Origin of the sequence: Amycolatopsis sp. VC5-11 (assembly GCF_037034185.1) — a bacterium.
Taxonomy (GTDB): domain Bacteria; phylum Actinomycetota; class Actinomycetes; order Mycobacteriales; family Pseudonocardiaceae; genus Amycolatopsis; species Amycolatopsis nivea.
The window spans coordinates 46,258-69,849 of the sequence record NZ_JBAGKF010000027.1; the positions used below are offsets into that span (position 1 = coordinate 46,258).

Consider the following 23,592-nt stretch of genomic DNA (forward strand, 5'->3'; position numbering starts at 1 on the left):
CACAGCCGGGCAGGCTGACTCAGCCGAGTCGCTGGACTTCCCCGTCCGGCGGGAGCTCGGCCAGCGTCGGCAGCGTATCGGCCGGATGCGCGGCGACCCACTCGCGAGCCGCGGCGACGTCACGACCCAGCGCGTCGATCAGTTCCTGCGCGGAGCCGTAAGCCTCCTGGTCCCGCAGGTGCTTGCCGAGCCAGACGGTGAGGCGTTCGCCGTACAGGTCGCCCTCGAAGTCGAGCAGGAAGGCCTCGACCAGGCGGTAGCCGTCGGCTCCGTAGTAGGTCGGGCGGCGGCCCACGGACACCGCGGCGGCCACGCGCGTGCCGTCCGCGCGTTCCGCCCAGCCGGCCCACACCCCGTCGCCGAGTTCGCCGCGCTGGTCGCGCAGCGCGATGTTCGCGGTGGGGAAGCCCAGCTCACGGCCGCGCTTGTCGCCCGGCTCGACTGGCCCGCGCACCACGAAGAAGGTGCCGTCTCGCTCGTCCGCCATGGGACAACCGTATAACGGTCCCGACGCTCAGCGGGACCGCAGCACTGTGTCGGCCAGCACAGGCGCGTCGTCGCGTTCCGGCGCGGTGGTCGTGACCAGCAGACGTCCGGTTTCGCGCCACACGCGCACGCGCAGGTTTTCGCCGGGGAAGACGACGCCGGCGAACTTCGTCCCGAATGCCGAGACGCGCTCGGGGTCGCCGTCGAGGAACGCGTCGACCACGGCCTTCGCGACCACGCCGTACGTGCACAGCCCGTGCAGGATCGGCCGGTCGAACCCGGCGGCCTTGGCGAACGCGGGGTCGGCGTGCAGCGGGTTGCGGTCGCCGCACAGCCGGTACAACAGCGCCTGCTGCGGCAGCGTCGGCACGTCGAGCACGGCGTCCGGTTCGCGGTCGGGCCACTCGATCTTGTCCGACGGCCCGCGTTCGCCGCCGAAGCCGCCCTCGCCGCGGGCGAAGATGCTGGACCGGGCTGTCCACAGTGGAGTGCCGGACTCGTCGGCGACCTCGGTCTCCTGCACCAGCACCGCGGCCTTGCCCTTGTCGAAGACGTCGGTGATCCGGGTCCGTGCGACCGCCTTGCCCTCGACCGGGATCGGCCGGTGCAGTTCGATCTCCTGCTTGCCGTGCAGCACTTTCGCCAGGTCGACGTCGACGCCGGGGAACTTGAGCGCGGGCGGTTCGAAGGTGCGGAGGTTCGCCGCGACGGTGGCGAAGGTCGGCAGCACGCGCAGGTCGCGCTCGTAGGTGTAGCGCAGTTCGCGCTCGTCCACCGGGTCCGCACCCGCGCCGACGGCCAGGTGGTACAGCAGCACGTCGGACGGCGTCCAGGCGAAATTGACCTCGCCGAGATCGGCTCCGATCGCGACCGCGGGGTCGATGGGCACGGGCTCTCCACTCACTCGTAGCTGACGGACACCTCGTCGGTCAACGGTACCGACTGGCAGGCCAGCACGATCCCGTCGGCGATGTCCTCGGCGTCCAGCACCTCGTTGTTCAGCATTTTCACCTCGCCGGAGACGATGCGGCACGCGCACGCGCTGCACTGTCCTTCGCGGCAGGAGTACGGCGCGTCGAGGCCCTCGGCGAGCAGGTGGTCGAGCAGCTTCCGCTGCCGCGGCCAGGACAGCTGCCGGGTCTCGCCGTCGAGGTCGACGGTGAGCGCGGTCGTCTCGCCGCCGGTGTCCTCCTCGGGTTCGGGTTCGTCCGCGAACGGATTCCCCGTGAGCGAGTGGAACTTCTCCACGTGCACGCGTTCCCTCGGCGCGCCGAGTTCGCGCAACGCGTCCTGCGCGGCGGCCATGAACGGCGCTGGGCCGCAGAGGAACGCTTCGTGCCCGACGTAAGGCTTGGCAAGCGCCCGCAATGCGGTGACGGTCGGCAAGCCCTGCAAGCTTTCCAGCCAATGCACCACGGTGAGCCGATCGCCGAACCGCTCGGCCAGTTCGCGCAGTTCGGCGGCGAAAATCACCGACTGCTCGTCGCGGTTCGCGTAGACCAGCACCACCTTTCCGGCACCCTTTTCCAGCGCGGACTTGAGAATCGATATCACCGGCGTGATCCCGCTGCCCGCGGCGAACAACAGGAAATCGGAGTCCAAAGAGGACGGGCAGAACACGCCGGACGGCCGCAGCACGTCGATCGTCGCGCCCGCCCGCAGTTCGTCGCAAACCCAATTCGAGCCGTATCCGTCGGCAGTCCGCTTGACCGTGACCTGCACCCGGCCCTCGTGCGGCGCGCTCGAAAGCGAATAGCACCGCGCGACCGAACCCGTTCGGTCGCTGGGAATCCGCAGCGTGAGGAATTGCCCGGGGGAGTACGCGAACCGCTCCAGATGCTCGTCCGGGACGGTGAACACAATGGACCGGGCGTCCGCGGTTTCCTCGATCACCTCGGCGACGGTGAGCGTGACGACCTCAGCCATTGCGCACCGGTCCGAAGTCGCCGTCGCGCACCGCGCTGTCGATGCTGTCCGCGAGTTTCTCGCAGGTGTCCAGCAACGCGGTGGTGCCGCCGGAAGCGGCGTGCGCGGCGAACACCGGACAGCTGGTCGAGGCGTCGGTGGTCCACTGGATGCTGGTGTGTTTCAGGCTGTTTTTCTTGACCAGCACACAGGTTCCGCAGCTGCGGCACTCGTGCGGCCGCAGCCCGGAGGTGAGGAATTCGGTCGCTTCGGCCGTCACACCCCAGCCTCCTCCGCCTCGGCCTCCGCGCGCTGGCGCGCCAGGTTCTCCTGCACCTCGGCCGCCCACACCTCGTTCGCCTTCGTGGTGTCCACTTCGAACTCGAACCGGCGCGTCATGTCCTCGGTGACGTCCGCGGCGTCCACGTAGAACTGGTCGTACCAGCGGCGCAGCTGGTAGACCGGGCCGTCCTCCTCGCACAGCAGCGGATTGTCGATCTTGGTCTTGTTCTTCCAGATCTCCACGTCCTGCAGGAAGCCGACGCCGATGCCCTTCGCGAGCTTCTGCGCGATCTTGTCCGCGTGCTCGTCGGAAATGCCGGGCATCTTCTTGACCATGATGCCCCACTGCAGCACGAACGACGTCGGCGAAACCGGATAGTGGCAGTTGATCAGCACGTTCTCGATTTCGAAGCCCTGGAAGGAGTTCACCAGCCAGTTGATCATGTAGGAGGGGCCGAAGTACGACGCCTCCGAGCGCAGCAGGTTTTCCTCCCCGCCGTAATTGGACGCCATGCCCATGTCCGGGCGGCCCTTGGTGTTGAGATACTGGGTGGCGATGTGGCCCTCGAACACGTTCTTGAAATACGTCGGGAAGGCGTAGTGGATGTAGAAGAAGTGCGCCATGTCCACCACGTTGTCGATGATCTCGCGGCAGTTGGCGTTCTCGATGAGGATCGAGTCCCAGGTCCAGTTGCTCCACTCGTCGCTGAACGCGCCCTCGACGCGCGGGATCACGACGTTCTCCGGCGGCGGGTTGCCCTCCGGGTCGTGCCAGACGAACAGCTGCTTGTTCTCCTCCAGCACCTGCCACGCCCGGGTGCGCGCCCGCAGCGGGACCCGCTTGGCGTAGGGGATCGACTTGCACTTGCCGTTGCCGCCCCACCGCCAGTCGTGGAACGGGCAGGCGATCTCGTCGCCCTTCACCGAACCCTGGGTGAGGTCGCCGCCCATGTGCCGGCAGTACCCGTCGAGCACGTTCAGCTTGCCTGCCGTGTCCGCGAACACGACGAGCTTGGTGCCGAACGCCTGCACCGCGTGCGGCTTGCCGTCGCGGAAGTGCTCGGCGAGCCCGAGGCAGTGCCAGCCGCGGGCGTACCGCGCCGGGGGCGCCCCGGCGTCGATCGTGCGGATCTCGGATCCATCGGTCTTCGGCGTCACTGCCTGCCTCCCGTGCCGGTCTGATCTTCGTTCGCCAGCGCCTGTGCCGCAAGGTAGCCGAAAACCATCGCGGGGCCGATGGTCGCGCCCGGCCCGGCGTAGGTCCGGCCCATCACCGGCGCGCTGGTGTTGCCCGCCGCGTAGAGGCCGGGCACGACCGTGCCGTCCTCGCGCAGGACGCGGGCGTTCTCGTCAATCCGCAGCCCGCCCTTGGTGCCCAGGTCGCCGGGCACCACGCGGACCGCGTAGTACGGGGCCTTGGCGAGTTCGCCGAGGCTCGGGTTGGGGCGGTTGCGCGGGTCGCCGTAGTAGTGGTCGTAGGCGCTGAGCCCGCGCTGGAAGTCTTCGTCGACGCCCTTGCGCGCGAAGCCGTTGAACCGCGTGACGGTCTGCTCCAGCGCGTCGGCGGGCACCTCGATCTTCTCGGCGAGCCCGGCCAGCGTCGCGGACTTCGCCACGATCCCGGCCTTGTACCAGCGCCCGGGCAGCGGCTGCCGCGGGCCGAGGCCGGTGAACAGGTAGCGGTCGCGGTAGCGCTGGTCGAACACCAGCCACGCGGGGACGTGCTTGCCCGGGCCGTCGCCGTCGCCGTACATCGCGTGCACAGCCTCGACATACGGCGCGGATTCGTTCACGAACCGGGTACCGGCGGCGTCGACCATCAGGCAGCCGGGCCGCGAGCGCTCGGCGAGCGCGAACCACGGGCCGCCGGTGAGCGGGAACGACGGGCCCCACCAGGCGTCGTCCATCAGGTCGGTCGCCGCGCCGAGCTTGAGCCCGGCGTTGATGCCGTCGCCGGTGTTCGCCTCCGCGCCGACGGTCCATTCGGTGCCGATCGGCGCGCGCTGGTACTTGATGCGCATCTCTTCGTTGTGCTCGAAACCGCCGCAGGCCAGCACCACACCGCGCCGCGCGCGGAACAGCTTCTCCTCGCCGTCTCGCCGGGCCACGATGCCGGTGACGACGTCGTTCTCCACCTGCAGATCGACCAGCGGCGTGTCCAGCAGAACCTCGACGCCCGCGTCCCGCAGGCCTTTCCGCAGCCCGGCCGCAAGCGCTTGCCCCATGGACAGCGGCTGCTGTCCGCGGACGCGTCCGACCAGCCATTTCATCCCGAGCGACAGCATCCGGGCGAAGCCGCGCGGATGCCGGGCGATCAGGCTCAGCCAGCGGTAGTCCGACTGGGTGATCGGCACGCCGAGCGGCGGCGCGCTGTACGGCGGTTCGAGCTGAGCCAGGTCGCTGCCGAGCAGTTTGCCGTCGAGCGGCTTCGGCTCGACCGACCGGCCGCCGGGACGTCCGCCGGGCGCCTCCGGGTGGTAATCGCTGTACCCGGGCACCCACTTGAACTCCAGCGGAGTGTTCCGGGTGACGAACTCGAGCACCTCGGGGCCGTGGTCGAGGAAGGTCGTGCGCAGGTGCTCCGGAACGACGTCGCCGACGATCGACTCCAGGTACTGCCTCGCGCGTTCGGGTGGTTCTTCGATGCCCGCGGCCCGCAGCGCGTGGTTGCCGGGCAGCCAGACGCCCCCGCCGGAGCGGGCGGTCGAACCGCCGAAGCAGGCTGCCTTTTCCAGCACCACCACGGAAAGCCCGCGATGGGCGGCGGCGAGCGCGGCGGTCATCCCGGCGGCGCCGCTGCCGGCCACCACCACGTCGTACTCGTCCGACATGCCACCTCACATGCAACGTGTTATCGGCTAAAGCTGGCCTGCTCGGGGCCACTTCCGTCACCATAGACGAGAACGTGTTCCAGTTCTAGGGTGGCTGACTATGGACGAGCTCGGGGCGGACGTCGTGATCATCGGAGCCGGCGCGGCCGGCGTGTGCGCGGCCATCGAAGCGGCCGACGCGGGCGCCAGCGTGCTCCTCGTGGACCGGTTTTCCGGCGGCGGGGCCAGTCGCGTGAGCGGCGGCGTGGTCTACGCCGGGGGAGGGACGCCGCAGCAACGCGCCGCGGGCGTCGACGACAGCGTGGACGCGATGTACGCGTACCTGCGGATGGAAACCGGCGACGTCGTGTCGGAGCGGACGTTGCGGCGGTTCTGCGAGGAAAGCGTCGACATGGTCGCGTGGCTGGAGCGCCAAGGCGTGCCGTTCGAGGGCAGCATGTGCGACTACAAGACGTCGTATCCCAGCAACAAGCACTATCTGTACTACTCCGGCAGCGAACTGTCCGGCGGCTTCCGCGACGTGGCGAAACCCGCGCCGCGCGGACACCGGGTCAAGGGGCCGGGCACGTCCGGGAAGCTGCTGATGAAGCAGTTGCTGGCGGCGGCTCGCGAGCGCGGCGTCCGGGTGCTGCCGCAGACGCAGGCGATGAACCTGATCACCGACGACTCGGGCACGGTGACCGGGGTGCTCACCCATAGCTTGCGGGACGCGCCCTCGTGGGTGCGGGCGCGGCACGCGCGGCTCGCGGATTGGGCGGCGAAGCCGGGTATCTACGTGCCCGCGATGCGCCGGTCGCTGCATCAGCGGGTGGAACGGATCGAACGCAAGCACGCGCGTGAGCTGCGGATCAGCGCACGCCGAGGGGTGGTGCTGGCGGCGGGCGGCTTCATCGTGAACCGGGCGATGGTGCGCGAGCACGCGCCCGCGTACCGCGGCGGGCTCGATCTGGGAACTTCCGCCGACGACGGTTCCGGCATCCGGATGGGCGTGGAGGTCGGCGGGCGCACAGCGGAGCTGGACCGGGTGTCCGCGTGGCGGTTCCTGACGCCGCCGTCGGCGTTTCTCGGCGGCCTCCTGGTGGGCGCGGACGGCCGCCGGATCATCGACGAATCCCGGTACGGCGCGGCGATCGGCGAGCGCATGATCGCCGAGCACGGCGGACGCGGCTGGCTGCTGGTCGACGAGCCGATCGTCGCCGAAGCCCGGCGCGACGGGCGGAAACAAGGCCAATGGTTCGCGACGCTGCAACTGCGGTATCTGCTCGGCAAGGGCCGGGTGACCGGCGGAACGCTGGAAGAAGTGGCCGCGCGCGCCGGAATCGACCCGGACGGGCTGGCGGCGACTTACGCCGAGTACCAGCGCGGACCCGATCCTGCGGGGAAACCGGCGGACTTCGCGCGCCCGCTGGATACGCCGCCGTACTCGCTGATCGACGTGTCGGTGAAACCGAACCTCGGCTACCCGTGCCCGATGCTGACGCTGGGCGGTCTGGTGGTCGACGAGGACACCGGCGCGGTGGCCGGCGTCCGCGGTCTCTACGCTGCCGGACGCACCGCGGTGGGAATCTGTTCCAGGTCGTATGTGAGCGGCCTTTCGCTGGCTGACTGCGTGTTTTCCGGCCGCCGGGCAGGGTTGCACGGCGCGCGCGGGGCGGACCGCGTCGACAAAAACGAGAACGTGTTCTAGTCTTGAGCGTGTCGAGCGAGAGAGGACGGCCGATGAGCGAGCTGGCTGCCGTGATCGCGGGGGTGCGCGACCTGCTTCCCGTGCTGCGGGAACGCGCACAGGAGACCGAGGATGCCCGTCGGATCCCCGCCGAATCAGTGAAAGCGCTGCAGGAGACCGGATTTTTCCGCCTGCTGCAACCGAAACCGTACGGCGGCTTGGAAGCCGACCCGGTCACCTTCTACACCGCGGTCAAGCTCATCGCGAGCGCCTGCGGGTCCACCGGCTGGGTCGCGTCGATTCTCGGCGTGCACCCGTGGCATGTCGCGTTGTTCGACGCGCAAGCCCAGGCGGACGTGTGGGGCGAGGACCACGACGTGCGGATTTCTTCTTCGTACGCGCCGATGGGCAAGGCGACCGTCGTCGAGGGCGGCTACCGGCTGTCCGGGCGATGGAGCTTCTCGTCCGGAAGCGACCACTGCACGTGGGTGCTGCTGGGCGGGCCCGCGTTCGCCGACGGCAAGCCGGTGGACTTCTGCACGTATCTCGTGCCGATCTCGGACTACTCCATTGTGGACGTCTGGGACACGGTCGGGCTGCGCGGCACCGGGTCCAACGACATCGTCGTCGAGGACGTTTTCGTGCCGAAGCACCGCGCGCTGAGCTTCATGGCGACGTCGAAGTGCAAGACCCCGGGCCAGGAAGTCAATCCGGGCCCGCTGTACCGGCTGCCGTACGGTTCCGTGCACCCGAGCACCATCACCGCGCCGATCATCGGGATGGCGCAGGGCGCGTACGACGCGCACGTGGAGCACCAGGGCAAGCGGGTGCGGGCGGCGTACGCGGGCGAACAGTCCAAAGAGGACCCGTTCTCGAAGGTGCGGATCGCCGAGGCGGGCAGCGAGATCGACGCGGCCTGGCTGCAGCTGACGCACAACATCGACGAGCTGTACCAGCTGGCCTGCAAGGGCGAGAAGCTGCCGTTCAGCACGCGGTTGCGGGTGCGCCGGGACCAGGTGCGCGGCACCGAGCGGGCGATCTCCGCGATCGACCGGCTTTTCGAGAACTCCGGCGGCCGCGCGCTGCAGCGGGGCACGCCGATCCAGCGCTTCTGGCGCGACGCGCACGCGGGCCGGGTGCACGCGGCGAACGACGCGGAGCGCGCGTACGTCATGTTCGGCACCGGCGAGTTCGGCTTGCCTGTTGAGAATGCGATGGTCTGATGGCGCCCGAAGGTTCCTATGTAGACACTGCGGGCGGCATTCGCCTGCACTACCACGAGTCCGGCGCGGAAAACGCCGAGACGGTGCTGTTGCTGCACGGCGGCGGCCCCGGCGCTTCGGCGTGGAGCAACTTCGGCCGGAACCTGCCGGTGTTCGGGAAGGCCTACCGGACGCTGGCGATCGACCAGCCGGGGTTCGGCCGGTCCGACAAGCCGACTGACCACCCGCAGTACTTCCGGCACAGCTCGGACGCGGTCGTCGGCCTGATGGACCGGCTCGGCATCGAAAAGGCGCACCTCGTCGGCAATTCGCTCGGCGCGGGCGCGGCGGTCCGGCTCGCGCTGAACCATCCGGGACGCGCGGGACGGCTGGTGCTGATGGGCGCGGGCGGGTTGAGCGTCAACCTGTTCGCGCCGGACCCGACCGAAGGCGTGCGGCTGCTGTCGAAGTTCGCCGGGGACCCGACGCGGGAGCGGATGGAAGCGTTCCTCCGGATCATGGTGCACGACCAGGCTCTGGTCACCGACGAGCTGATCGACGAACGCTTCGAGATCGCGCGTTCGCCGGAATCGCTCGCCGCGATGCGGGCGATGGGCAAGTCGTTCAGCCTGCCGGATTCCTTCGAGGAAGGCATGTTGTGGCGCGAGGCTTACCGTCTGCGCCAACGGGTTCTGCTCGTCTGGGGCCGGGAGGACCGGGTCAACCCGCTCGACGGCGCACTGCTGGCGTTGAAGACGATTCCGCGTGCGCAACTGCACGTGTTCGGCGGCTGCGGGCACTGGGCGCAGCTGGAGAAGTTCGACGAGTTCAACCGACTCGCCCTCGACTTCCTCGGGAGTTCGTGATGGCTATCCGTTCGCTGGGATATCTGCGCATCGAAGCCACGGACATGGACGCCTGGCGCGTCTACGGGCTGAAGGTGCTCGGCATGGTGGAGGGTTCGGGCACCGACCCGAACGCGCTCTACCTGCGCATGGACGATTTCCCGGCGCGATTGGTGATCGTGCCGGGAGAGAAGGACCGGCTGGCGCAGGCGGGCTGGGAGGCGGCCAACGCCGCGGAACTGGACGACGTCCGCGCCCGCCTCGACGCGGCTTCGGTGCCGTACAAGGAAGGCACGCCCGACGAGCTGGCGGACCGCCGGGTCGCGGAGATGATCAGCTTCACCGATCCGTCCGGCAACACGCTGGAAGTGTTCCACGGCGTCGCGCTGCAGCACCGGCGCGTGGTGAGCCCGTACGGGCACCGGTTCGTGACCGGCGAGCAGGGCTTGGGCCACGTGGTTTTGTCGACCCACGACGACGAGGCCGCGCTGCGGTTCTACCGCGACGTGCTGGGCTTCCGGCTCCGCGATTCGATGCGCCTCCCGCCGCAGATGGTCGGCCGCCCGGCCGACGGCGACCCGGCGTGGCTGCGGTTCTTCGGCTGCAATCCGCGGCACCACAGCCTGGCGTTCCTGCCGATGCCGACGCCGAGCGGGATCGTGCACCTGATGGTGGAGGTCGAGGAGACCGACGACGTCGGGTTGTGCCTGGACCGCGCGAAGCGCAAGAACGTCCCGATGTCCGCGACGCTCGGCCGGCACGTGAACGACCTGATGCTGTCGTTCTACATGAAGACCCCCGGCGGCTTCGACGTCGAGTTCGGCTGCGAGGGCAGGCAGGTCGAGGACGAGGCGTGGATCGCTCGCGAGAGCACCGCGGTTTCGTTGTGGGGCCACGACTTCTCCGTGGGCGCGCAATGACAGCCGCGGTCTCCGACGCCGTGCCGGACCGGTTTCGCGAGGTGCTGGGCCACTTCTGCACCGGAGTGACCGTGGTGACCGGTTACGTCGAGGACTCCTCGGCCGTCGCGCCGACCGGACCGGTGGGTTTCGCCTGCCAGTCCTTCGCCGCGTTGTCGCTGGACCCGCCGCTGGTGCTGTTCTGCGTCGCCCGCACGTCGCGCACCTGGCCCGCGCTGGCCGCGGCAGGCACGTTCGCGGTGAACGTGCTCGCCGAGGACCAGCAGGCGGTCTGCGCCGAGTTCGGCCGCCGCGGCGGCGACAAGTTCTCCGGAGTGTCCTGGCGACCGGCCCCGTCGGGCGCGCCGCTGCTGGACGGAGCCCTCACCTGGGTGGACTGCGCGGTGCAGGCGGTCCATCCGGCCGGGGACCACTACGTGGTGGTCGGCCGGGTGACCGCGCTGGGCGAGACGTCCGACGCGCGCCCGCTGCTGTTCCACCGCGGCCAGTACACGGTCACCGAGCCGGTGCCGGACGCGCTCACCGCGCTGATGCCCTGGCCCCGCCCGGACGACTGGCTCTGACTCCGCGCGGGTGTTCGCGCTACTTCCAGCGGAAGTGCACGAACACCCGCCCGAAGTTGTCTTTGTCCTTCTCGACGCGGTGGTAGAGCGCCTTCACGTCCTTGCGCTCCAGGAACCGCAGCACGTGCTTCTTCAGTTGCCCGGACCCCTTGCCCGGGATGATCTCCACGAGCGGCGCCTTCTTCGCGACCGCCTCGTCGATGACCGCGCGCAGCGCCCGGTCGATCTCCCCGCCGCGGTTGTAGATGTCGTGAAGATCGAGCTTGAGCTTCATGCCTCCTTCCTACCCCACGCCCTCATAGTCGACATCGACTACTCTTCTGCGTATAGTCGATCCTGACTAAAGGAGTTCGTGGGTGAAGCGACGCGTGGTGGGGAATCCGCTCGGGCTGGCCGTGCTGGCGGGCTTGCTCGAGGAGCCGATGCATCCGTACGAGATGGCACGGCGGTTCGTGGAGTACGGCAAGGAGCGGGATTTCAAGTACACCCGCAGCTCGCTGTACATGGTGGTCGGGCAGCTGGAGAAGGCCGGGTTCATCGCGGCGCAGGAGACGCTGCGCGATTCGGCGCGTCCGGAGCGGACCGTCTACGCCATCACGCCCACCGGACGGCTCGAGCTGTTCGACTGGATGCGCGAGCTCGTAGCCGAACCGGCCACCGAGTATCCCCTGTTCGGGGCGGCGTTGTCGCTGTTCGTGGTGCTGCCGGTGGACGAGGTGCGGGAGCTGCTCCAGCAGCGGCTGGCCGCGCTCACCGCGATCGCCGACGACATCCGCGCGACGATCGGCGCCGCGCGGGAGCAGGGGCTCGCCTGGTGGTTCCTGGTCGAGGAGGACTACCGGCTGACGAAGGTCGAGGCGGAGCGCGGCTTCGTCGAACGGCTCGCCGAGTCGGTTGCCGGGGAGGACTACCGGCAGGCGTGGGAAACCTATTTCAAGGGGAGAACATGAACGTACTAGTGATCGGCGGCGGCATCGCCGGCGCGACTACCGCGATGGCGTTACAGCGAGCGGGAATCGAAGCCGTTGTCTACGAGGCTTATCCGAAGTCGGCGGACGGAGTCGGCAGTGCGCTGACGCTGTCTCCCAACGGCCGCAACGCTTTGCGGCAGATCGACGCCGACGATGCGGTGGCCGCGGTCGGCATCGAGGTGCCGGGAATGATAATGCAGAATCACCGAGGCCGGGTGGTCGGCAGATTCGACGGGCTGCCGGGTCTGCCGTCGAGCCTGCTGCTGCGCCGGGACCGGCTGTACCGCGCGCTGATGGACGAAGCGCTGGGCCGGGGGATCACGGTCGAATTCGGCAAGCGGCTGAAGTCCGTGGAGAACAAAGCAGACCGGGTGATCGCGCACTTCGCGGACGGTTCTTCCGCGACCGGCGACGTGCTGATCGGCGCGGACGGCATCCGGTCGGCTGTCCGGTCCACTTTGGACCCGGCAGCGCCTGCTCCGCGCTACACCGGCCTCCTCGGTCTCGGCGGCTGGATCCGCAACCCCGGCCTGCCGGTCACCGGGAACTATCAGCATTTCGCCTTCGGCAAGCGGGCGTTCTTCGGCTACTTCATCGACGCGGACGAGATTCTCTGGTTCAGCAACGTCCCCGCCGCCGACCCGGCCGAGGTGAAGACCGCGTCGCCGGAGCACTGGCTATCGGTCCTGCGCGAACGACACGCGGACGACGTCCCGGCGCGCGACATCATCGCCCTGCTGAAGCCGGAAGACGTTGGCCAGCCTGGGGTCCTGGAGGACATCCCGACGGTGCGGACGTGGCACCGCGGCCGGGTCGTCCTGGTCGGCGACGCCGCGCATCCGACGTCGCCGAGTTCCGGGCAGGGAGCGTCGCAGGCGGTCGAGAGTTCCCTCGAACTGGCTCGTGCGCTGCGGGATTCTCCGGACGTGGCAACGGCTTTCGCTCAATACGAGGCGGCCCGGCGGGAACGGGTCGAGCGGATCATCGCGCGGGCGGCGAAGATCAACAACGACAAGGCGGCGGGGCCGGTGGCGCGGATCATGCGTGACCTGCTGATGCCGTTGATGATGAAGACCGTGATGAGCCCGGAAAAGATGTTCGGCGGCGTGCATCGGCACCGGATCGAATTCGGGTCCTCTCGCGCCGCTGTCTAGCGGAGGCACGCGAGCGCGGACCGGCGCACGAGGGCGGTGCGGCCGAGCAATCCCAGTACCGTCAACGCATCCGGGGGACCGCCGGCCCGGATCACGCGGAGCTGGGTCCGTTCGGAGGCCCGCAGCAGGTCGTCGGCGCGCCAATCGGGTCCGTTCGTGACGGCGTGGATCATCGCGGCGGGATCCGGACGCTGACGGACGGGGCGGCCGTCCGTCAGCCCAGGGTCTGCCACCATCCGTCCACCGGCGGCGGGGCGGACGCGTCGATCCGCTGCCCGGGTTTCGGGATCGCGAGCGGGAGGTCGTTCGCCTTCGCCTCCCGCCACACCCGGTCCGCGGGATCCGACCAGGTGTGCATGGCGAGCGTGAACGTCGCCCAGTGCACCGGGACTAGCAGCCCGCCGCGCACGTCCAGATGGGCGGCGACGCCTTCCTCCGGCGTCATGTGGATGTCCGGCCAATGCGGGGCGTACGCGCCGACCTGGATCAGCGTCGCGTCGAACGGGCCGTGCTTCGCGCCGATCTCGGCGAAACCGGGGAAGTATCCGGTGTCGCCGCTGTAGTAGACGCGATGCTCCGGACCGGCGATCACCCACGACGCCCACAGTGTGCTGTCGTTCGCGAGGCCGCGGCCGGAGAAGTGCTGCGCGGGCGTGGCGACGAACCGGATCCCGGCGACGTGAGCGTCCTCGTGCCAGTCGAGTTCGACGATCCGCGCGGCCGGGACGTGCCACCGTTCGAGATGCGCGCCGACGCCGAGCGGGACGAGAAACGGTGCGTCGGTCAGCGAAATCAAGGATTGGACGGTGGGCAGGTCCAGGTGGTCGTAGTGGTCGTGGGAGATCACGATCGCGTCCAGCTTGCCCAGTTCGCGCAGCGAAACCGGGGGAGCGTGCAGCCGCCGCGGCCCGGCGAACGCGGCGGGCGAAACCCGGTCGCCCCACACCGGATCGCACAGCACGCGGGCACCGTCGATCTCCACCAGCGTGGACGCGTGTCCGTACCAGGTAAGGAAAAGACCGTCCGCGGCGGAGGCGGCGGGCGAGGAGATCAGCGGGATCTCGCCGCCCGGTCGGCGGCGGGCGCGGTCCTCGCCGAACAGGAACTCGCGGACGAGCCCGCCGGGGGAGGAGGGCGTCGCGCGCGTGGCGGCGGCGTTGTGGAAGACGCCGTCGGCGTACTGCGGAGACTGGCGCATCCGCTCAGCACGAGCTCCGGCGGCCTTCGCGCCGAAGGCCGCCGGAGTCAATGCTTGGAAGGTCATGCCACCGAGTCTACGAAGCGTTCCTGAGAGGAGCCCCAGCTTCGTGCAGGTGACGCAGCGTCTGCCGGTAGGAGGACACCAGCCCGGTGCGCAGGTACGGGATGCCGATCTCGGCGCAGTACGCCTGCACCATCGGCTGGGCGCGACGCAGGTGCACCGACGGCATGCTCGGGAACAGATGGTGCTCGATCTGGTGGTTGAGGCCGCCGAGCAGGACGTCGATCACCGGTCCGCCCGCGACGTTCCGGGAGGTGAGCACCTGCTTGCGCAGGAAGTCCAGGTCCGTCTTGCCGGTCAGGGTCGGCATGCCCTTGTGGTTCGGCGCGAAGATCGAACCCATGTAGACGCCCCACAGTCCCTGGTGGACCGCGAAGAACAGCAGCGCCAGACCGGGCGGGAGGACGATGAACAGCGCGGCGAGGTAGACCGCGACGTGGGTGAACAGCAGCGCCGCTTCGAGCCCGCGACGGCGCAGGCCGGGGCGCGCGACCGCGCGGATGCCGGACCAGTGCAGGTTGAGGCCTTCGAGGGTGAGCAGCGGGAAGAACAGCACCGCCTGGTGGCGGCCGATGAACCGGGGCACGCCGCGCGCCTCACGGGCCTGGCGCTGGGACCACACGAGGACATCCGGGTCGACGTCCGGGTCCAGTTCCTCGTGGTTCGGGTTGGCGTGGTGGCGGGTGTGCTTGTCCATCCACCACCCGTAGCTCATCCCGATGCCGAGGTTCCCGGCGAGACGCCCGGCGATCTCCGCGGGACGGCGCGTCCGGAACACCTGCCGGTGCGCGAGATCGTGCGAAAGCAGGGCGATCTGCCCGAACATGAACGCCTGGAACGCGGCCACGGCGAGCTGCCACCACGAGTCGCCGAGCAGCGCGAACGCGACCCAGCCTCCCGCGAACAGCACGGTCAGGAGCGCGATTCGAGCGGTGTAGTAGCCGGGGCGGCGGTCGAGCAGACCGGCGTCGGTGATCCGGCGGCAGAGCCGGGCGAAGTCGCTTCCCGGCCGTGGGGGCGAGGGGAGGACGAGCTTTTCGGTGGTCACCCGGGCGAGTATTGCGGCGCGGCGCCCCGGCGGGAAACCAGCAGACCCGACGGCTCGTGCTGGGGTTGTCCCCACCCCGCTCCTGTGCATTCCCGGCGCGGTGCTGCTCAAGCGCTTGCCGAGGCGCCGGGCGACGGCTCCGGAACGGCCTCCGGGGGCACCAGGGTTACTCCAGGTGCCAGGGAAATTTCCATCGTTCGGCGGTCTGCCCCTCCGCGAAGCGGCCGCTCCTCAGTGCGACCGCCGCCGGGTCACCTCCGCGATGCTCGCCCAGTCGAGGTCCGCGCCGCCCTGCTCGACCGCGGTGGCGAACACGTCCTGAAGAACCGGTCCGGCGGGCAGTTCGACGCCCAGTTCGCCGGCGGTGTCCAGCGCGAGTTTCAGGTCCTTCAGCCCGAGCGCGGCGGTGAACCCCGGCGGCGTGTAAGCGCTGGTGGCGATGGCGTCGCCGTAGCCACGGTAAACCGCACCGGGAAAGACGGAATCGTTGATCATGTCGACGAACTGCCCGGCGTCCAGTCCGGCGTTCTCCAGCAAGGTGATCGATTCGGACAGCGCCTGCAACGCGTGAATGATCAGATAGTTCACCGAAATCTTCGCCGTCGGCGCGGCGTCCACGGCGTCGCCGAACTCCCAGACCCGCCGTCCGATCGCAGCCAGCATCGGCGCGGTTTCGGCACGGACGTCCGCGGCGCCGGACACCAGCACGGTCAGGTTCCCGGCCACCACGGCTTCCGGACGGCCGACCACCGGTGCACTGAGGTACCGCCCGCCCTGCGCGGCGAACTCGCGCGCCCCGCCCGGGCTGATTGTCGCGTGGTTGACGTGGACAAAGCCCTCCGGAGCGGAACGGAGCCGCTCGGCGGTGAACACCTGCCGCACCGCGGCTTCGTCACTCAGCATGGAGAAGACTGTCCCGGTGGCGATCGCGTCCTCGGGAGTTTCGCCCACGGTCGCGCCTCGCGCGGCCAGCTCGTCCGCTTTGCCCGCGCTGCGGCTCCACACAGTGACGTCGTAGCCCGCGTCGAGCAGGCGTCCGGCGATGGCGGTGCCCATCCTCCCGAGCCCGATGAAACCTACCCGGCGTGATTGCTCGGTCATGATCATTCCTCCAGTCATTGACAGCTCAGCGCTTCGGTCATTTCTTCGTCGATCTTGCGCAGTAGCGCGCGGTTCGGACGCAGCGTTCCTTCGATGTCGCGCAGCTGTCCGTTGTCGTCCACGTCCGCGTCGGTGATGACGGCTTCGACGTGGGTGTCGAGCACTCGCATGTGCAGCCCCTGCAGGACGGTGACGAACTGCTCGGCGGCCTTCCCGCCGCCGCGGGTGCCGTAGGCGAGCAGGCTCGCGGGCCGATCGCGCCACTCCCGGTAGAGATAGTCCAGCGCGTTCTTGAGCACCCCCGGATAGCCCCAATTGTATTGCGGGAACACGAAAAAGAACCCGTGATAGCTCCGCACGAGCTCGCTCCAGGCCCGCGTGTGCTCGTGTGCGTACTGCTGCGCCGCGGCCTTGACGGGCTCGTCCAGGAACGGCAACGCGATCTCCGCGAGGTCGACCAGCCCGTAGCCGAGTTCGCTGTCCTCCTGCAGCCGGGTTCGCGTCCAGGCCGCGACATCCGCGCAAATCCGGGAAGGGCGGGTGCTGCCCACGACGACAGCAATGCGTTTCGTGCCTGCCATCAGCGCGCTTCCCCTCGGTTCGTCTCACGGACTGTTGGCGACACGAACCAAAATAGTTGGTGTCACGAACTAAGTCAAGCTAACCTGGTTCCGTGACCGCTTCCCCGCCCGCAGACGAACCGCCGCCGGAGCTGAACCTCACCGACGCCCTCGTCCAGCTGTCGTTCATCGTGCAAGCCGTGCTGGGCCGCCTGGCCGGGGACGAAGGACTGTCCGTCACCCAGCTGCGCATGCTCGCCGTGCTGGACGACCGCGAGATCGGCATGCGGCAGCTCGCCGGGATCCTCGAACTGGAGAAGTCCAGCGTCACCGGGCTGGTGGACCGGGCCGAACGCCGCGGCTTGGTCCAGCGCGTCGCGGTCCCCGGCAACCGCCGAGCCGTCCACGTCACGGTCACCTCGGCGGGGCGAGCTGTGGTGCACCAGGTGCGCGAAGCGATCGACACCGAACTGGGCCAGCTGGCGGCAACCCTGAGCGACAGCCGCCAGGACACCTTCCGCCGCACCATTGAGTCGCTGATCCACCACTACGCGACCGAACACGCCATCCCGCTGTAAACCGGGCTGCGGCTCGAGGGCTGCGAAACCGGTATGAAACTAACCTGCCGAGTGCCGCGCCGTCTGGCAGCGTGTGCGCATGCGCAGCTACTACCTCCCCCCGATCGTCCCCGTAGTCGCTCTCGTCCTCATGCCGTTCCTCCCCTTCGTCAACTCCTCCGGCCTGTGGCTGGGCTTGCCGAAGATGATGGTCTGGGGCGCGTTCTGGTGTCTCATGTTCACCCCGGCGCTGCTGCTGTCGGAACGCTTGCTGTCCCGCAGCGGCGAGGAGGATTGACGATGATCCTCGCCTTCACTCTCGCCGGCATCGTGCTCATCGGCGTGCTCGGCTTCGTCGGCCGCCGCCGTCCCGCAGCGGACCTCGCGGAATGGACCGTCGGCGGCCGGAAGTTCGGCGCGCTGACCATGTGGTTCCTGCAAGCGGGCGAGGTCTTCACGACCTTCACCTTCCTCGGCATGGCCGGGCTGGCGTTCTCCGGCGGCGTGGCCGCGATGTACGCGCTGCCGTACGTGCCGATCGCCTACGTGATCCTGTTCTTCCTCGCCAAGCGGATCTGGCGGATGGGCAAGGAACGCGGCTACCTGACCCAGGGCGACTTCCTCGAAGACCGGTATTCGAGCCGCGCGCTGGGCACCGTGTCGGCGATCCTCGGCGTCGTGTTCGTGCTGCCGTACCTGCAACTGCAGATCACCGGGCTCGGGCTGATCGTCCGGCTCGTGACCGGCGACCACGCGTCCGGCACGCTCAGCATGATCGCGGGCAGCGTGCTGGTGGTCGCGTTCGTGCTGTGGGCCGGGCTGCGCGGCGTCGCGGCGACGTCGTATTTCAAGGACGCGATCATGCTCGTCGTCCTGGTGGTGCTGATCATCGCGGTGCCCGCGCACTTCGCGGGCGGCGTGTCCGGGGTCTTCCACAAGATCGACCAGCTGCATCCGGAGAAGCTGTTCGTGCACGCCGGGGCCAACGACCACACGTGGTTCATCACGAGCATGCTGGTCAGCGCGATCGGCGTCGGGCTGATGACGCTGCCGCACACCTGGCCCGCGCTGATGTCCGCGCGCGACCCGAAGGTGCTGCGCCGCAACTACACCTGGATGCCGGTGTACGAGCTGTGCCTGCTGCTGCCGATGATCATCGGGTTCGCGGCGGTCCTGGTGGTGCCCAAGGGAAGCGACCCGAACGGCGTGCTGCTGACCTTGAGCAAGGACGCGCTGCCGGGCTGGGTCACCGGGCTCGTGGTGGTCGCCGCGACGGCCACCGCGATGGTGCCCGCGGCGGGCATCCTGATCGGCATTTCCTCGCTGGTGGCACGGAACATCACCCGGGTGCGCAGCGAGCGCAAGCAGTTCTGGATCAACCACGGGACGGTCGTGCTGGCCAGCGCGCTCGCCCTGGTGCTCGGCATCTTCCGGCCGGACCTGCTGGCGAACCTGCTGCTGCTCACCTACTCCGGCTCGGTGCAGCTGGCCCCGGCGAACCTGCTGGGCTTCCTGAAGAAGGTCCCGGTCGGCAAGGTCCCGGTGTTCGCCGGGCTGCTGGCGGGCGAGGTCGTGGTGATCTGGCTGACCTTCGTGGACACCAAGCTCGTCGGCACGGTGAACGTCGGGCTGGTCGGCCTCGCGGTCAACGTGGTCGTGCTCGCCATCGCGGCAGCCGTCGAACGGGCCGTGACCCGGTCCGGAAACGTTGTGCAGACAGGAGAACCGGTATGACGCGGACCCTTTTCACCGGCGGCACGGTGTTCGACGGGACGGGCAGCGCGCCCGCCCCGGCGGACGTCGTGGTCGAGGACGGCCGGATCGTCGAGGTCGGCACCGGCCTCGACGGCGACCGCGCGGTGGACTGCGCCGGCGCGATGCTGCTGCCCGGGATGTTCGACTGCCACGTGCACGTCACGGTCTCCGACCTCGGGTTGCTGCAGCGCGTCCAGAAGCCGTTCTCGTACCAGTTCTACGAGGCGGCCCGGAACCTGTGGACCACCTTGAAGCTCGGCATCACCACCGTGCGCGATGCCGCCGGGGCCGATCTCGGCATCAAGCAGGCGGTCGCGGACGGCCTGATTCCCGGTCCCCGCTTGGAAATCGCGATCGGCCTGATCAGCCCGACGGGCGGGCACGGCGACGGGTGGATGCCGTCCGGGCATTGCGTCCCGCTGTCGCTCCCGCATCCCGGTCGTCCGAGCGCGCTTGCCGACGGCCCCGACGAGATGCGCCGGGTGGCGCGCACGCTGTTGCGCGCCGGGGCGGATGTGTTGAAGGTCTGCACCACCGGCGGCGTGCTGTCCCCTCGGGACGATCCTCGGCATTCGCAGTTCACGCCGGAGGAATTGGACGTCCTGGTCGCCGAAGCGACCATGCAGGGGCGGGCGGTGATGGCGCACGCACAGGGCGCGGAGGGGGTCAAGAACGCCGTCCGCGCCGGGATCCGGTCGATCGAACACGGCATCTACCTCGACGACGAGGCGATCGAGCTCATGCTCGCGCGCGGCACCTGGCTCGTCCCGACGCTGGTGGCTCCGGTGAACGTCATCCGCGCGGCGGCCGCCGGCGCCGCGTTGCCGGATGCGGTGGTGCAGAAGGCGAAAGAGGTCGCGGAAGTCCATCTCGAGTCGGTGCGCCGGGCCGTCGAAGCCGGGGTCCGGATCGCGATGGGCACCGACAGCGGCGTCGGTCCGCACGGGACGAATCTCGAAGAGCTGGAACTGATGCGCTCGGCCGGGATGAGCCCCGCGGACGTGCTGGTCGCCGCCACGTCGTCGGCCGCTCGGCTGCTGGGCAAGGACGCCGAACTGGGCCGCTTGGCGCCGGGGTATCGCGCGGACCTGGTGGTCGTTTCGGGCGATATTTACGATTTCCCGGCATTGGCGGGGAATGTTCGGGAAGTGTGGCAGGACGGAGCGCGCGCGGTTTAGGGCGGGGCATTCCCGAGCACGGCATACTTGCCGCCGTGATCATGAAAACCGAGGAACGCCACGCGTCCTGGCTCGAGCTTTTCTTCGACCTGGTCGCGGTCGCCGGCGTCGCCCAGCTTTCGCACCTCGTGCGCGGAACGACTTCCTGGAGCGACGCCGGCCTCTACGTCGTGTGCTTCCTCGCGTTCTGGACCGCGTGGATGTGCTTCACCGTGTACGGCAACGTCACCGGGGAAGCGGCGCGCGCGATGCCGGTGCTGCTCGCGATGGCCGGGCTGGTTTTCATGGCCGGTTCGGTGCACGACATCGGCGAGCACGCACAGGGCTTCGCCATCTCGTACGTGGCGGTGCGCGCGCTCGCCAGCCGGGTCTGGGAAGGCCGGGAAAACACGCGGATCATCGTCGAATGGCCGGTGGTGCACGCCGGGATGGGCGTGGTGCCGTGGGTCGTCTCGTTCTGGGTCGACGCGCCGGGGAAGTACCTGCTGTGGGCACTCGGGCTGGCGATCGACCTGGTGGCCGGGCTGACCATGTCGGGGGAGCAGGTCGCGGCCAAGGTGGCGGAACGGGCCACCCAGTCGAAGCGGCCGGTGCCGGGGCTGGCCTTCGCGCACCTGGACCTCGCGCACTTCGGCGAGCGGCTGGGGCTGTTCACGATCATCGTGCTGGGCGAGGGCGTCCTGACGGTCACCGACGCGATGACGGAGATCCCCGACTGGGAGTGGCCGCTGCTCTCGACCGTGCTCGGGGTGCTGGCGCTGCTGGCGGCTTTGTGGGGAGCGGCGTTGTTCCAGGGATTCGGCGGGATTCCCTATCTGTCCCAGACTGCCTGGGGCCCGCGGGTCCTGCTGCCGGTGCACTGCCTGGTGGCCGGATTGCTGGCGGCGCTGGCGGCCGGGTTCGGGGACGCGGTGGAGTCGGTCGCGCACGGACACCTCGCGGCGGGGACGCGATGGCTGCTGTGCGGGTGCGTCGCGGCGTTCACGGTCGTGGGCGTGGTGGCGCGGGTGGCTTCCGGGAGGTGGAAGCCGTGGGACTTCGTCGCGGTGCTCGCCGGGGTGGGGGTTCCGGCCGCGCTGGGCCTGGCCGGCGCGACGCTGACCCCGGCGCGGTTCTTGTGGTTGCTGCTGCTCGCGATCGTGCCCGGGCTGGTGCGGGAGTTGCCGCGGCGTCGGCAGGTGGCGGCTTCGGGCGCGGAAGGTCCGTGAAGGGCCCCCTCACGGCGCGCTGGTCGTGAGGGACCCCTTCACGGCTTTTCAGACGTTGGCGAGGAGATCCTTCAATGCGGCCGCGAACTTCGCCGGATTGCGCTGCGGCGCCAGGTGCGCGCCCGGCGTCTCGGTGAACGGCAGCCCGAGTTCGAGCGCGAGGATTTTGGCGGGCTGGTAGTGGTACCAGCCGCGGCTGCCCTCCCCGGCGACCGGCACGATCTCGGTGTTCGTCCGGCGGAGTGCGCGCAAGTCCGGCAGGTAGTCGAAGAACTCGGTCAGCTCGCGGTCGAACAGCCGGAGCCAGTCGCCCTCGTTCGGCAGCCGCAGATGCGGCAGGTCGGGCAGCGCGGCGCCGGCGATCCCGTCCGCGAACCGCGTGACCGCGCCCATCAGATCACCCGAACGGGCCAGCCGGACCTGCGCCGCGGCGGCCTCGAGAATCCCCTCGGCGTCCGGCATCAACTGGATCGCGGGCGGCTCGTGCGCGACGAACACGGCGACCCGGTCCGGATACCGCGCGACGAGGTCCAGCCCGATCAACGCACCGGCACTGGTCCCGAACATCGACACCGGCCCGCTCCCGCCGACGTGGTCGAGCACCGCGAGCGCGTCGTCCGCCTGCAGCGCCACCGGAACGGGCCCGGTGGTGGTGTCCGTGCTGGCGAAATGGCCGCGCCGGTCGTAGGTGATCACGGTGAAGTCCGTGCGCAAAAGCTTGACCAGCGCCCGGAACGAGTCCGCCGCGCCGGTCCCGCCGGGGACCAGCAGCAGCCGCGGCCCCTCGCCGGTCGTGCGGACGGCCAGCTCGCCGCCCTCGACCGGACAGCGATGCTCGGCAGTCTCCGCATCTTCCGCGATCATGCCGAGAGTCAAGCACAACCCGGGTCACCCGATCGCTTCCGGGACGCCGGTTTTTGTCGGTGGGGGGTGCGAGACTCCGGGAATGACGAGTTGGGATGAGTTCAGTGCCGCCGCCCCGGCATTGGCCTCGCGCGTACGAGCCCGCTTCGCCGCCGCGGATTCGCACGTCTTGGCCACCCTGCGCAGCGACGGTTCGCCGCGAGTGAGCGGTTCGGAGATCGACTTCCGCGACGGCGAGGCGTACATCGGGTCGATGCTCGACGCCCGCAAGGCCCGCGACCTCCAGCGCGACGGCCGCTTCGCCCTGCACGCCTACCCCGGCATCGAGGAAGGCGGCGACGCGAAAATCGCCGGCCACGCGGTGGAGATCACCGATCCGGCGGAGGTCGCACGCATACAGGAGGGACAGGAGAGCCACCTGTTCCGGCTGGATCTGCGGGAGGCCGTGGTCACGTGGGTGGAGGACAACACGCTGTGGATCGAATCGTGGCACCCCGGGAGCTGGGTGCGCTTCGCGAGGCCGGACAACGGTCCCGCGGTACGGACGGAGCTGGAGGTGACGGGGGAGGAGAAGGGTTGAGGAGCGCGCAGCGGACCCTGCGATGAGCTCTAGCCTGGGCTGATGAAACTCACGTCCACCGTGCTCGACGCGCCCGACCCCCGAGCACTGGCCGAGTTCTACCGGGAACTGCTCGGATGGCCGATCGGCGCCGACGAACCGGAGTGGGTCACGCTACGTCCGTCCGGCGGCGGGGCTGGCCTGTCGTTCCAGCTGGAGACGCAGTACGTGCCGCCAGTGTGGCCTGCCGAGCCGGGGAAGCAGCAGATGCAACTGCACCTCGACTTCGAGGTCGACGGACGCGCCGCGCTGGAAGCCGCGGTCACGAAGGCAGTCGCGGCCGGTGCTCGGATGGCCGAGTTTCAGCCGCAACAGCACGTGCGCGTGCTGCTGGATCCGGCTGGGCATCCGTTCTGCTTCTGGACTGACGACCGGCCTTAGCCACCACCGCACCGGCGGCGGAAGTCTCGGTCGCTGGCGCTCCGGAGCCGTGGCATCGAACGCCGCTTTCCGCCGTGTCCCGCGTGAGAGTTTCCTTGCCGCAGCGGAATTGGTGCCAGCGCGGCAAGAAGCGAGCCCGGACCCGACCGGGCCCCGGCTGCCTGCTCAGCTCCGCTTCCAGTTCGTCGCGGTGGCGGCGCTCTGCTGGCAAAGCTGCGCTTCTGGTTTGTCGCGG

27 protein-coding genes are annotated in these 23,592 nt (G+C 69.4%); 14 read left to right on the top strand and 13 right to left on the bottom strand.

The window, feature by feature from the left end; genetic code table 11:
• Positions 1 to 19: 19 nt before the first annotated feature.
• From WA670_RS42020 to kstD, 6 genes are read right to left on the bottom strand one after another with little or no spacing between them, the layout of a single operon-like run.
• Positions 20 to 487: a riboflavin kinase gene (locus tag WA670_RS42020; RefSeq protein ID WP_336161713.1), complete on the bottom strand. Its 468-nt coding sequence runs from the start codon at positions 485 to 487 to the stop codon at positions 20 to 22.
• A gap of 27 nt (positions 488 to 514) precedes the next feature.
• Positions 515 to 1,375 (bottom strand): MaoC/PaaZ C-terminal domain-containing protein, encoded by an 861-nt coding sequence (locus WA670_RS42025; RefSeq protein ID WP_336161715.1) that lies wholly within the window; start codon positions 1,373 to 1,375, stop codon positions 515 to 517.
• 11 nt (positions 1,376 to 1,386) lie between these two features.
• Positions 1,387 to 2,412 carry a ferredoxin--NADP reductase gene (locus tag WA670_RS42030; protein ID WP_336161717.1) on the bottom strand — a complete coding sequence of 342 codons (1,026 nt, stop codon included), beginning with the start codon at positions 2,410 to 2,412 and terminating at the stop codon, positions 1,387 to 1,389.
• A complete protein-coding gene (locus tag WA670_RS42035; protein ID WP_037809957.1) occupies positions 2,405 to 2,671 on the bottom strand; it encodes a hypothetical protein in 267 nt (88 codons plus the stop codon). The genes WA670_RS42030 and WA670_RS42035 overlap by 8 nt, the downstream gene beginning before the upstream one ends.
• Positions 2,668 to 3,831, bottom strand: a complete 1,164-nt coding sequence (locus tag WA670_RS42040) for a Rieske 2Fe-2S domain-containing protein (RefSeq protein ID WP_037809958.1) — start codon at positions 3,829 to 3,831, stop codon at positions 2,668 to 2,670. The genes WA670_RS42035 and WA670_RS42040 overlap by 4 nt, the downstream gene beginning before the upstream one ends.
• Positions 3,828 to 5,504 carry a 3-oxosteroid 1-dehydrogenase gene (gene kstD / locus WA670_RS42045; protein WP_336161720.1) on the bottom strand — a complete coding sequence of 559 codons (1,677 nt, stop codon included), beginning with the start codon at positions 5,502 to 5,504 and terminating at the stop codon, positions 3,828 to 3,830. The genes WA670_RS42040 and kstD overlap by 4 nt, the downstream gene beginning before the upstream one ends.
• Before the next feature lie 100 nt (positions 5,505 to 5,604).
• Between kstD and WA670_RS42050 the strand changes: the two genes are divergently transcribed.
• The 5 genes from WA670_RS42050 to hsaB are packed head-to-tail and all read left to right on the top strand — an operon-like array spanning position 5,605 to position 10,700.
• Entirely contained in the window at positions 5,605 to 7,191 is a 1,587-nt protein-coding gene (locus tag WA670_RS42050) for an FAD-binding protein (RefSeq protein WP_336161723.1), read from the top strand.
• 32 nt (positions 7,192 to 7,223) lie between these two features.
• The gene (gene hsaA / locus WA670_RS42055) at positions 7,224 to 8,393 is read left to right on the top strand and encodes a 3-hydroxy-9,10-secoandrosta-1,3,5(10)-triene-9,17-dione monooxygenase oxygenase subunit (RefSeq protein WP_043829213.1); all 1,170 of its coding nucleotides are present in this window, start codon (positions 7,224 to 7,226) and stop codon (positions 8,391 to 8,393) included.
• Positions 8,393 to 9,238: a 4,5:9,10-diseco-3-hydroxy-5,9,17-trioxoandrosta-1(10),2-diene-4-oate hydrolase gene (gene hsaD, locus WA670_RS42060; RefSeq protein WP_336161726.1), complete on the top strand. Its 846-nt coding sequence runs from the start codon at positions 8,393 to 8,395 to the stop codon at positions 9,236 to 9,238. The genes hsaA and hsaD overlap by 1 nt, the downstream gene beginning before the upstream one ends.
• A complete protein-coding gene (hsaC, locus tag WA670_RS42065) occupies positions 9,238 to 10,137 on the top strand; it encodes an iron-dependent extradiol dioxygenase HsaC (RefSeq protein ID WP_037809966.1) in 900 nt (299 codons plus the stop codon). Before hsaD ends, hsaC begins: the two co-directional genes overlap by 1 nt.
• Positions 10,134 to 10,700 (top strand): 3-hydroxy-9,10-secoandrosta-1,3,5(10)-triene-9,17-dione monooxygenase reductase subunit, encoded by a 567-nt coding sequence (hsaB, locus tag WA670_RS42070; protein ID WP_037809967.1) that lies wholly within the window; start codon positions 10,134 to 10,136, stop codon positions 10,698 to 10,700. Before hsaC ends, hsaB begins: the two co-directional genes overlap by 4 nt.
• Before the next feature lie 19 nt (positions 10,701 to 10,719).
• Here hsaB and WA670_RS42075 read toward each other — a convergent pair whose 3' ends face one another.
• Positions 10,720 to 10,974 (bottom strand): Smr/MutS family protein, encoded by a 255-nt coding sequence (locus WA670_RS42075; protein ID WP_009075408.1) that lies wholly within the window; start codon positions 10,972 to 10,974, stop codon positions 10,720 to 10,722.
• Positions 10,975 to 11,056: 82 nt separating this feature from the next.
• Here WA670_RS42075 and WA670_RS42080 point away from each other — a divergent pair, with 82 nt between their 5' ends.
• Together WA670_RS42080 and WA670_RS42085 are read left to right on the top strand one after the other, a co-directional pair.
• Positions 11,057 to 11,650, top strand: coding sequence for a PadR family transcriptional regulator (locus tag WA670_RS42080; protein WP_336161727.1), 594 nt, complete (start codon positions 11,057 to 11,059; stop codon positions 11,648 to 11,650).
• Complete coding sequence (locus WA670_RS42085) at positions 11,647 to 12,825, top strand: FAD-dependent oxidoreductase (protein WP_336161729.1); 1,179 nt, start codon at positions 11,647 to 11,649, stop codon at positions 12,823 to 12,825. The genes WA670_RS42080 and WA670_RS42085 overlap by 4 nt, the downstream gene beginning before the upstream one ends.
• Here WA670_RS42085 and WA670_RS42090 read toward each other — a convergent pair.
• From WA670_RS42090 to WA670_RS42110, 5 genes are all read right to left on the bottom strand, one after another.
• Positions 12,822 to 13,061, bottom strand: a complete 240-nt coding sequence (locus WA670_RS42090; RefSeq protein ID WP_336161731.1) for a hypothetical protein — start codon at positions 13,059 to 13,061, stop codon at positions 12,822 to 12,824. The genes WA670_RS42085 and WA670_RS42090 overlap by 4 nt on opposite strands.
• Positions 13,040 to 14,089 (bottom strand): MBL fold metallo-hydrolase, encoded by a 1,050-nt coding sequence (locus WA670_RS42095; protein WP_336161732.1) that lies wholly within the window; start codon positions 14,087 to 14,089, stop codon positions 13,040 to 13,042. The genes WA670_RS42090 and WA670_RS42095 overlap by 22 nt, the downstream gene beginning before the upstream one ends.
• A 10-nt stretch (positions 14,090 to 14,099) precedes the next feature.
• The gene (locus WA670_RS42100) at positions 14,100 to 15,134 is read right to left on the bottom strand and encodes a fatty acid desaturase family protein (protein WP_134668198.1); all 1,035 of its coding nucleotides are present in this window, start codon (positions 15,132 to 15,134) and stop codon (positions 14,100 to 14,102) included.
• A gap of 231 nt (positions 15,135 to 15,365) precedes the next feature.
• Positions 15,366 to 16,235, bottom strand: coding sequence for an NAD(P)-dependent oxidoreductase (locus WA670_RS42105; protein WP_336161734.1), 870 nt, complete (start codon positions 16,233 to 16,235; stop codon positions 15,366 to 15,368).
• A 14-nt stretch (positions 16,236 to 16,249) separates the two neighbouring features.
• On the bottom strand, positions 16,250 to 16,816 hold the full coding sequence (locus WA670_RS42110) for an NADPH-dependent FMN reductase (protein WP_037809979.1): 567 nt from the start codon (positions 16,814 to 16,816) through the stop codon (positions 16,250 to 16,252).
• Positions 16,817 to 16,908: 92 nt separating this feature from the next.
• On the opposite strand from WA670_RS42110, the gene WA670_RS42115 reads away from it, so the two are divergent.
• The 5 genes from WA670_RS42115 (at position 16,909) to WA670_RS42135 (ending at position 21,493) form a co-directional block, all read left to right on the top strand.
• Positions 16,909 to 17,373, top strand: coding sequence for a MarR family winged helix-turn-helix transcriptional regulator (locus WA670_RS42115; RefSeq protein ID WP_275294142.1), 465 nt, complete (start codon positions 16,909 to 16,911; stop codon positions 17,371 to 17,373).
• Positions 17,374 to 17,452: 79 nt separating this feature from the next.
• On the top strand, positions 17,453 to 17,650 hold the full coding sequence (locus tag WA670_RS42120) for a hypothetical protein (RefSeq protein ID WP_037713222.1): 198 nt from the start codon (positions 17,453 to 17,455) through the stop codon (positions 17,648 to 17,650).
• A gap of 2 nt (positions 17,651 to 17,652) precedes the next feature.
• The gene (locus WA670_RS42125) at positions 17,653 to 19,086 is read left to right on the top strand and encodes a sodium:solute symporter family protein (RefSeq protein WP_051171808.1); all 1,434 of its coding nucleotides are present in this window, start codon (positions 17,653 to 17,655) and stop codon (positions 19,084 to 19,086) included.
• Positions 19,083 to 20,285: a metal-dependent hydrolase family protein gene (locus WA670_RS42130; RefSeq protein ID WP_134668194.1), complete on the top strand. Its 1,203-nt coding sequence runs from the start codon at positions 19,083 to 19,085 to the stop codon at positions 20,283 to 20,285. Before WA670_RS42125 ends, WA670_RS42130 begins: the two co-directional genes overlap by 4 nt.
• Before the next feature lie 41 nt (positions 20,286 to 20,326).
• Positions 20,327 to 21,493, top strand: coding sequence for a low temperature requirement protein A (locus WA670_RS42135; RefSeq protein WP_336161749.1), 1,167 nt, complete (start codon positions 20,327 to 20,329; stop codon positions 21,491 to 21,493).
• A 48-nt stretch (positions 21,494 to 21,541) separates the two neighbouring features.
• Here the strand turns inward: WA670_RS42135 and WA670_RS42140 are convergent, their stop codons facing one another.
• Positions 21,542 to 22,357 (bottom strand): alpha/beta fold hydrolase, encoded by an 816-nt coding sequence (locus WA670_RS42140; RefSeq protein ID WP_037810129.1) that lies wholly within the window; start codon positions 22,355 to 22,357, stop codon positions 21,542 to 21,544.
• An 82-nt stretch (positions 22,358 to 22,439) separates the two neighbouring features.
• Between WA670_RS42140 and WA670_RS42145 the strand changes: the two genes are divergently transcribed.
• Positions 22,440 to 22,937: a pyridoxamine 5'-phosphate oxidase family protein gene (locus tag WA670_RS42145; RefSeq protein WP_336161740.1), complete on the top strand. Its 498-nt coding sequence runs from the start codon at positions 22,440 to 22,442 to the stop codon at positions 22,935 to 22,937.
• Between the two features lie 42 nt (positions 22,938 to 22,979).
• Entirely contained in the window at positions 22,980 to 23,357 is a 378-nt protein-coding gene (locus tag WA670_RS42150; RefSeq protein WP_336161742.1) for a VOC family protein, read from the top strand.
• The last annotated feature ends 235 nt before the right edge of the window (positions 23,358 to 23,592 follow it).

What these genes read in the sequence shown, in the direction of transcription:
- WA670_RS42020 (WP_336161713.1), bottom strand. Translation starts at nt 487, where the DNA reads ATGGCGGACGAGCGAGACGGCACCTTCTTCGTGGTGCGCGGGCCAGTC.
- WA670_RS42030 (WP_336161717.1), bottom strand. Translation starts at nt 2,412, where the DNA reads ATGGCTGAGGTCGTCACGCTCACCGTCGCCGAGGTGATCGAGGAAACC.
- kstD (WP_336161720.1), bottom strand. Translation starts at nt 5,504, where the DNA reads ATGTCGGACGAGTACGACGTGGTGGTGGCCGGCAGCGGCGCCGCCGGG.
- WA670_RS42050 (WP_336161723.1), top strand. Translation starts at nt 5,605, where the DNA reads ATGGACGAGCTCGGGGCGGACGTCGTGATCATCGGAGCCGGCGCGGCC.
- hsaA (WP_043829213.1), top strand. Translation starts at nt 7,224, where the DNA reads ATGAGCGAGCTGGCTGCCGTGATCGCGGGGGTGCGCGACCTGCTTCCC.
- hsaD (WP_336161726.1), top strand. Translation starts at nt 8,393, where the DNA reads ATGGCGCCCGAAGGTTCCTATGTAGACACTGCGGGCGGCATTCGCCTG.
- hsaC (WP_037809966.1), top strand. Translation starts at nt 9,238, where the DNA reads ATGGCTATCCGTTCGCTGGGATATCTGCGCATCGAAGCCACGGACATG.
- hsaB (WP_037809967.1), top strand. Translation starts at nt 10,134, where the DNA reads ATGACAGCCGCGGTCTCCGACGCCGTGCCGGACCGGTTTCGCGAGGTG.
- WA670_RS42075 (WP_009075408.1), bottom strand. Translation starts at nt 10,974, where the DNA reads ATGAAGCTCAAGCTCGATCTTCACGACATCTACAACCGCGGCGGGGAG.
- WA670_RS42085 (WP_336161729.1), top strand. Translation starts at nt 11,647, where the DNA reads ATGAACGTACTAGTGATCGGCGGCGGCATCGCCGGCGCGACTACCGCG.
- WA670_RS42090 (WP_336161731.1), bottom strand. Translation starts at nt 13,061, where the DNA reads ATGGTGGCAGACCCTGGGCTGACGGACGGCCGCCCCGTCCGTCAGCGT.
- WA670_RS42095 (WP_336161732.1), bottom strand. Translation starts at nt 14,089, where the DNA reads ATGACCTTCCAAGCATTGACTCCGGCGGCCTTCGGCGCGAAGGCCGCC.
- WA670_RS42105 (WP_336161734.1), bottom strand. Translation starts at nt 16,235, where the DNA reads ATGACCGAGCAATCACGCCGGGTAGGTTTCATCGGGCTCGGGAGGATG.
- WA670_RS42110 (WP_037809979.1), bottom strand. Translation starts at nt 16,816, where the DNA reads ATGGCAGGCACGAAACGCATTGCTGTCGTCGTGGGCAGCACCCGCCCT.
- WA670_RS42120 (WP_037713222.1), top strand. Translation starts at nt 17,453, where the DNA reads ATGCGCAGCTACTACCTCCCCCCGATCGTCCCCGTAGTCGCTCTCGTC.
- WA670_RS42125 (WP_051171808.1), top strand. Translation starts at nt 17,653, where the DNA reads ATGATCCTCGCCTTCACTCTCGCCGGCATCGTGCTCATCGGCGTGCTC.
- WA670_RS42130 (WP_134668194.1), top strand. Translation starts at nt 19,083, where the DNA reads ATGACGCGGACCCTTTTCACCGGCGGCACGGTGTTCGACGGGACGGGC.
- WA670_RS42135 (WP_336161749.1), top strand. Translation starts at nt 20,327, where the DNA reads ATGAAAACCGAGGAACGCCACGCGTCCTGGCTCGAGCTTTTCTTCGAC.
- WA670_RS42140 (WP_037810129.1), bottom strand. Translation starts at nt 22,357, where the DNA reads ATGATCGCGGAAGATGCGGAGACTGCCGAGCATCGCTGTCCGGTCGAG.
- WA670_RS42145 (WP_336161740.1), top strand. Translation starts at nt 22,440, where the DNA reads ATGACGAGTTGGGATGAGTTCAGTGCCGCCGCCCCGGCATTGGCCTCG.
- WA670_RS42150 (WP_336161742.1), top strand. Translation starts at nt 22,980, where the DNA reads ATGAAACTCACGTCCACCGTGCTCGACGCGCCCGACCCCCGAGCACTG.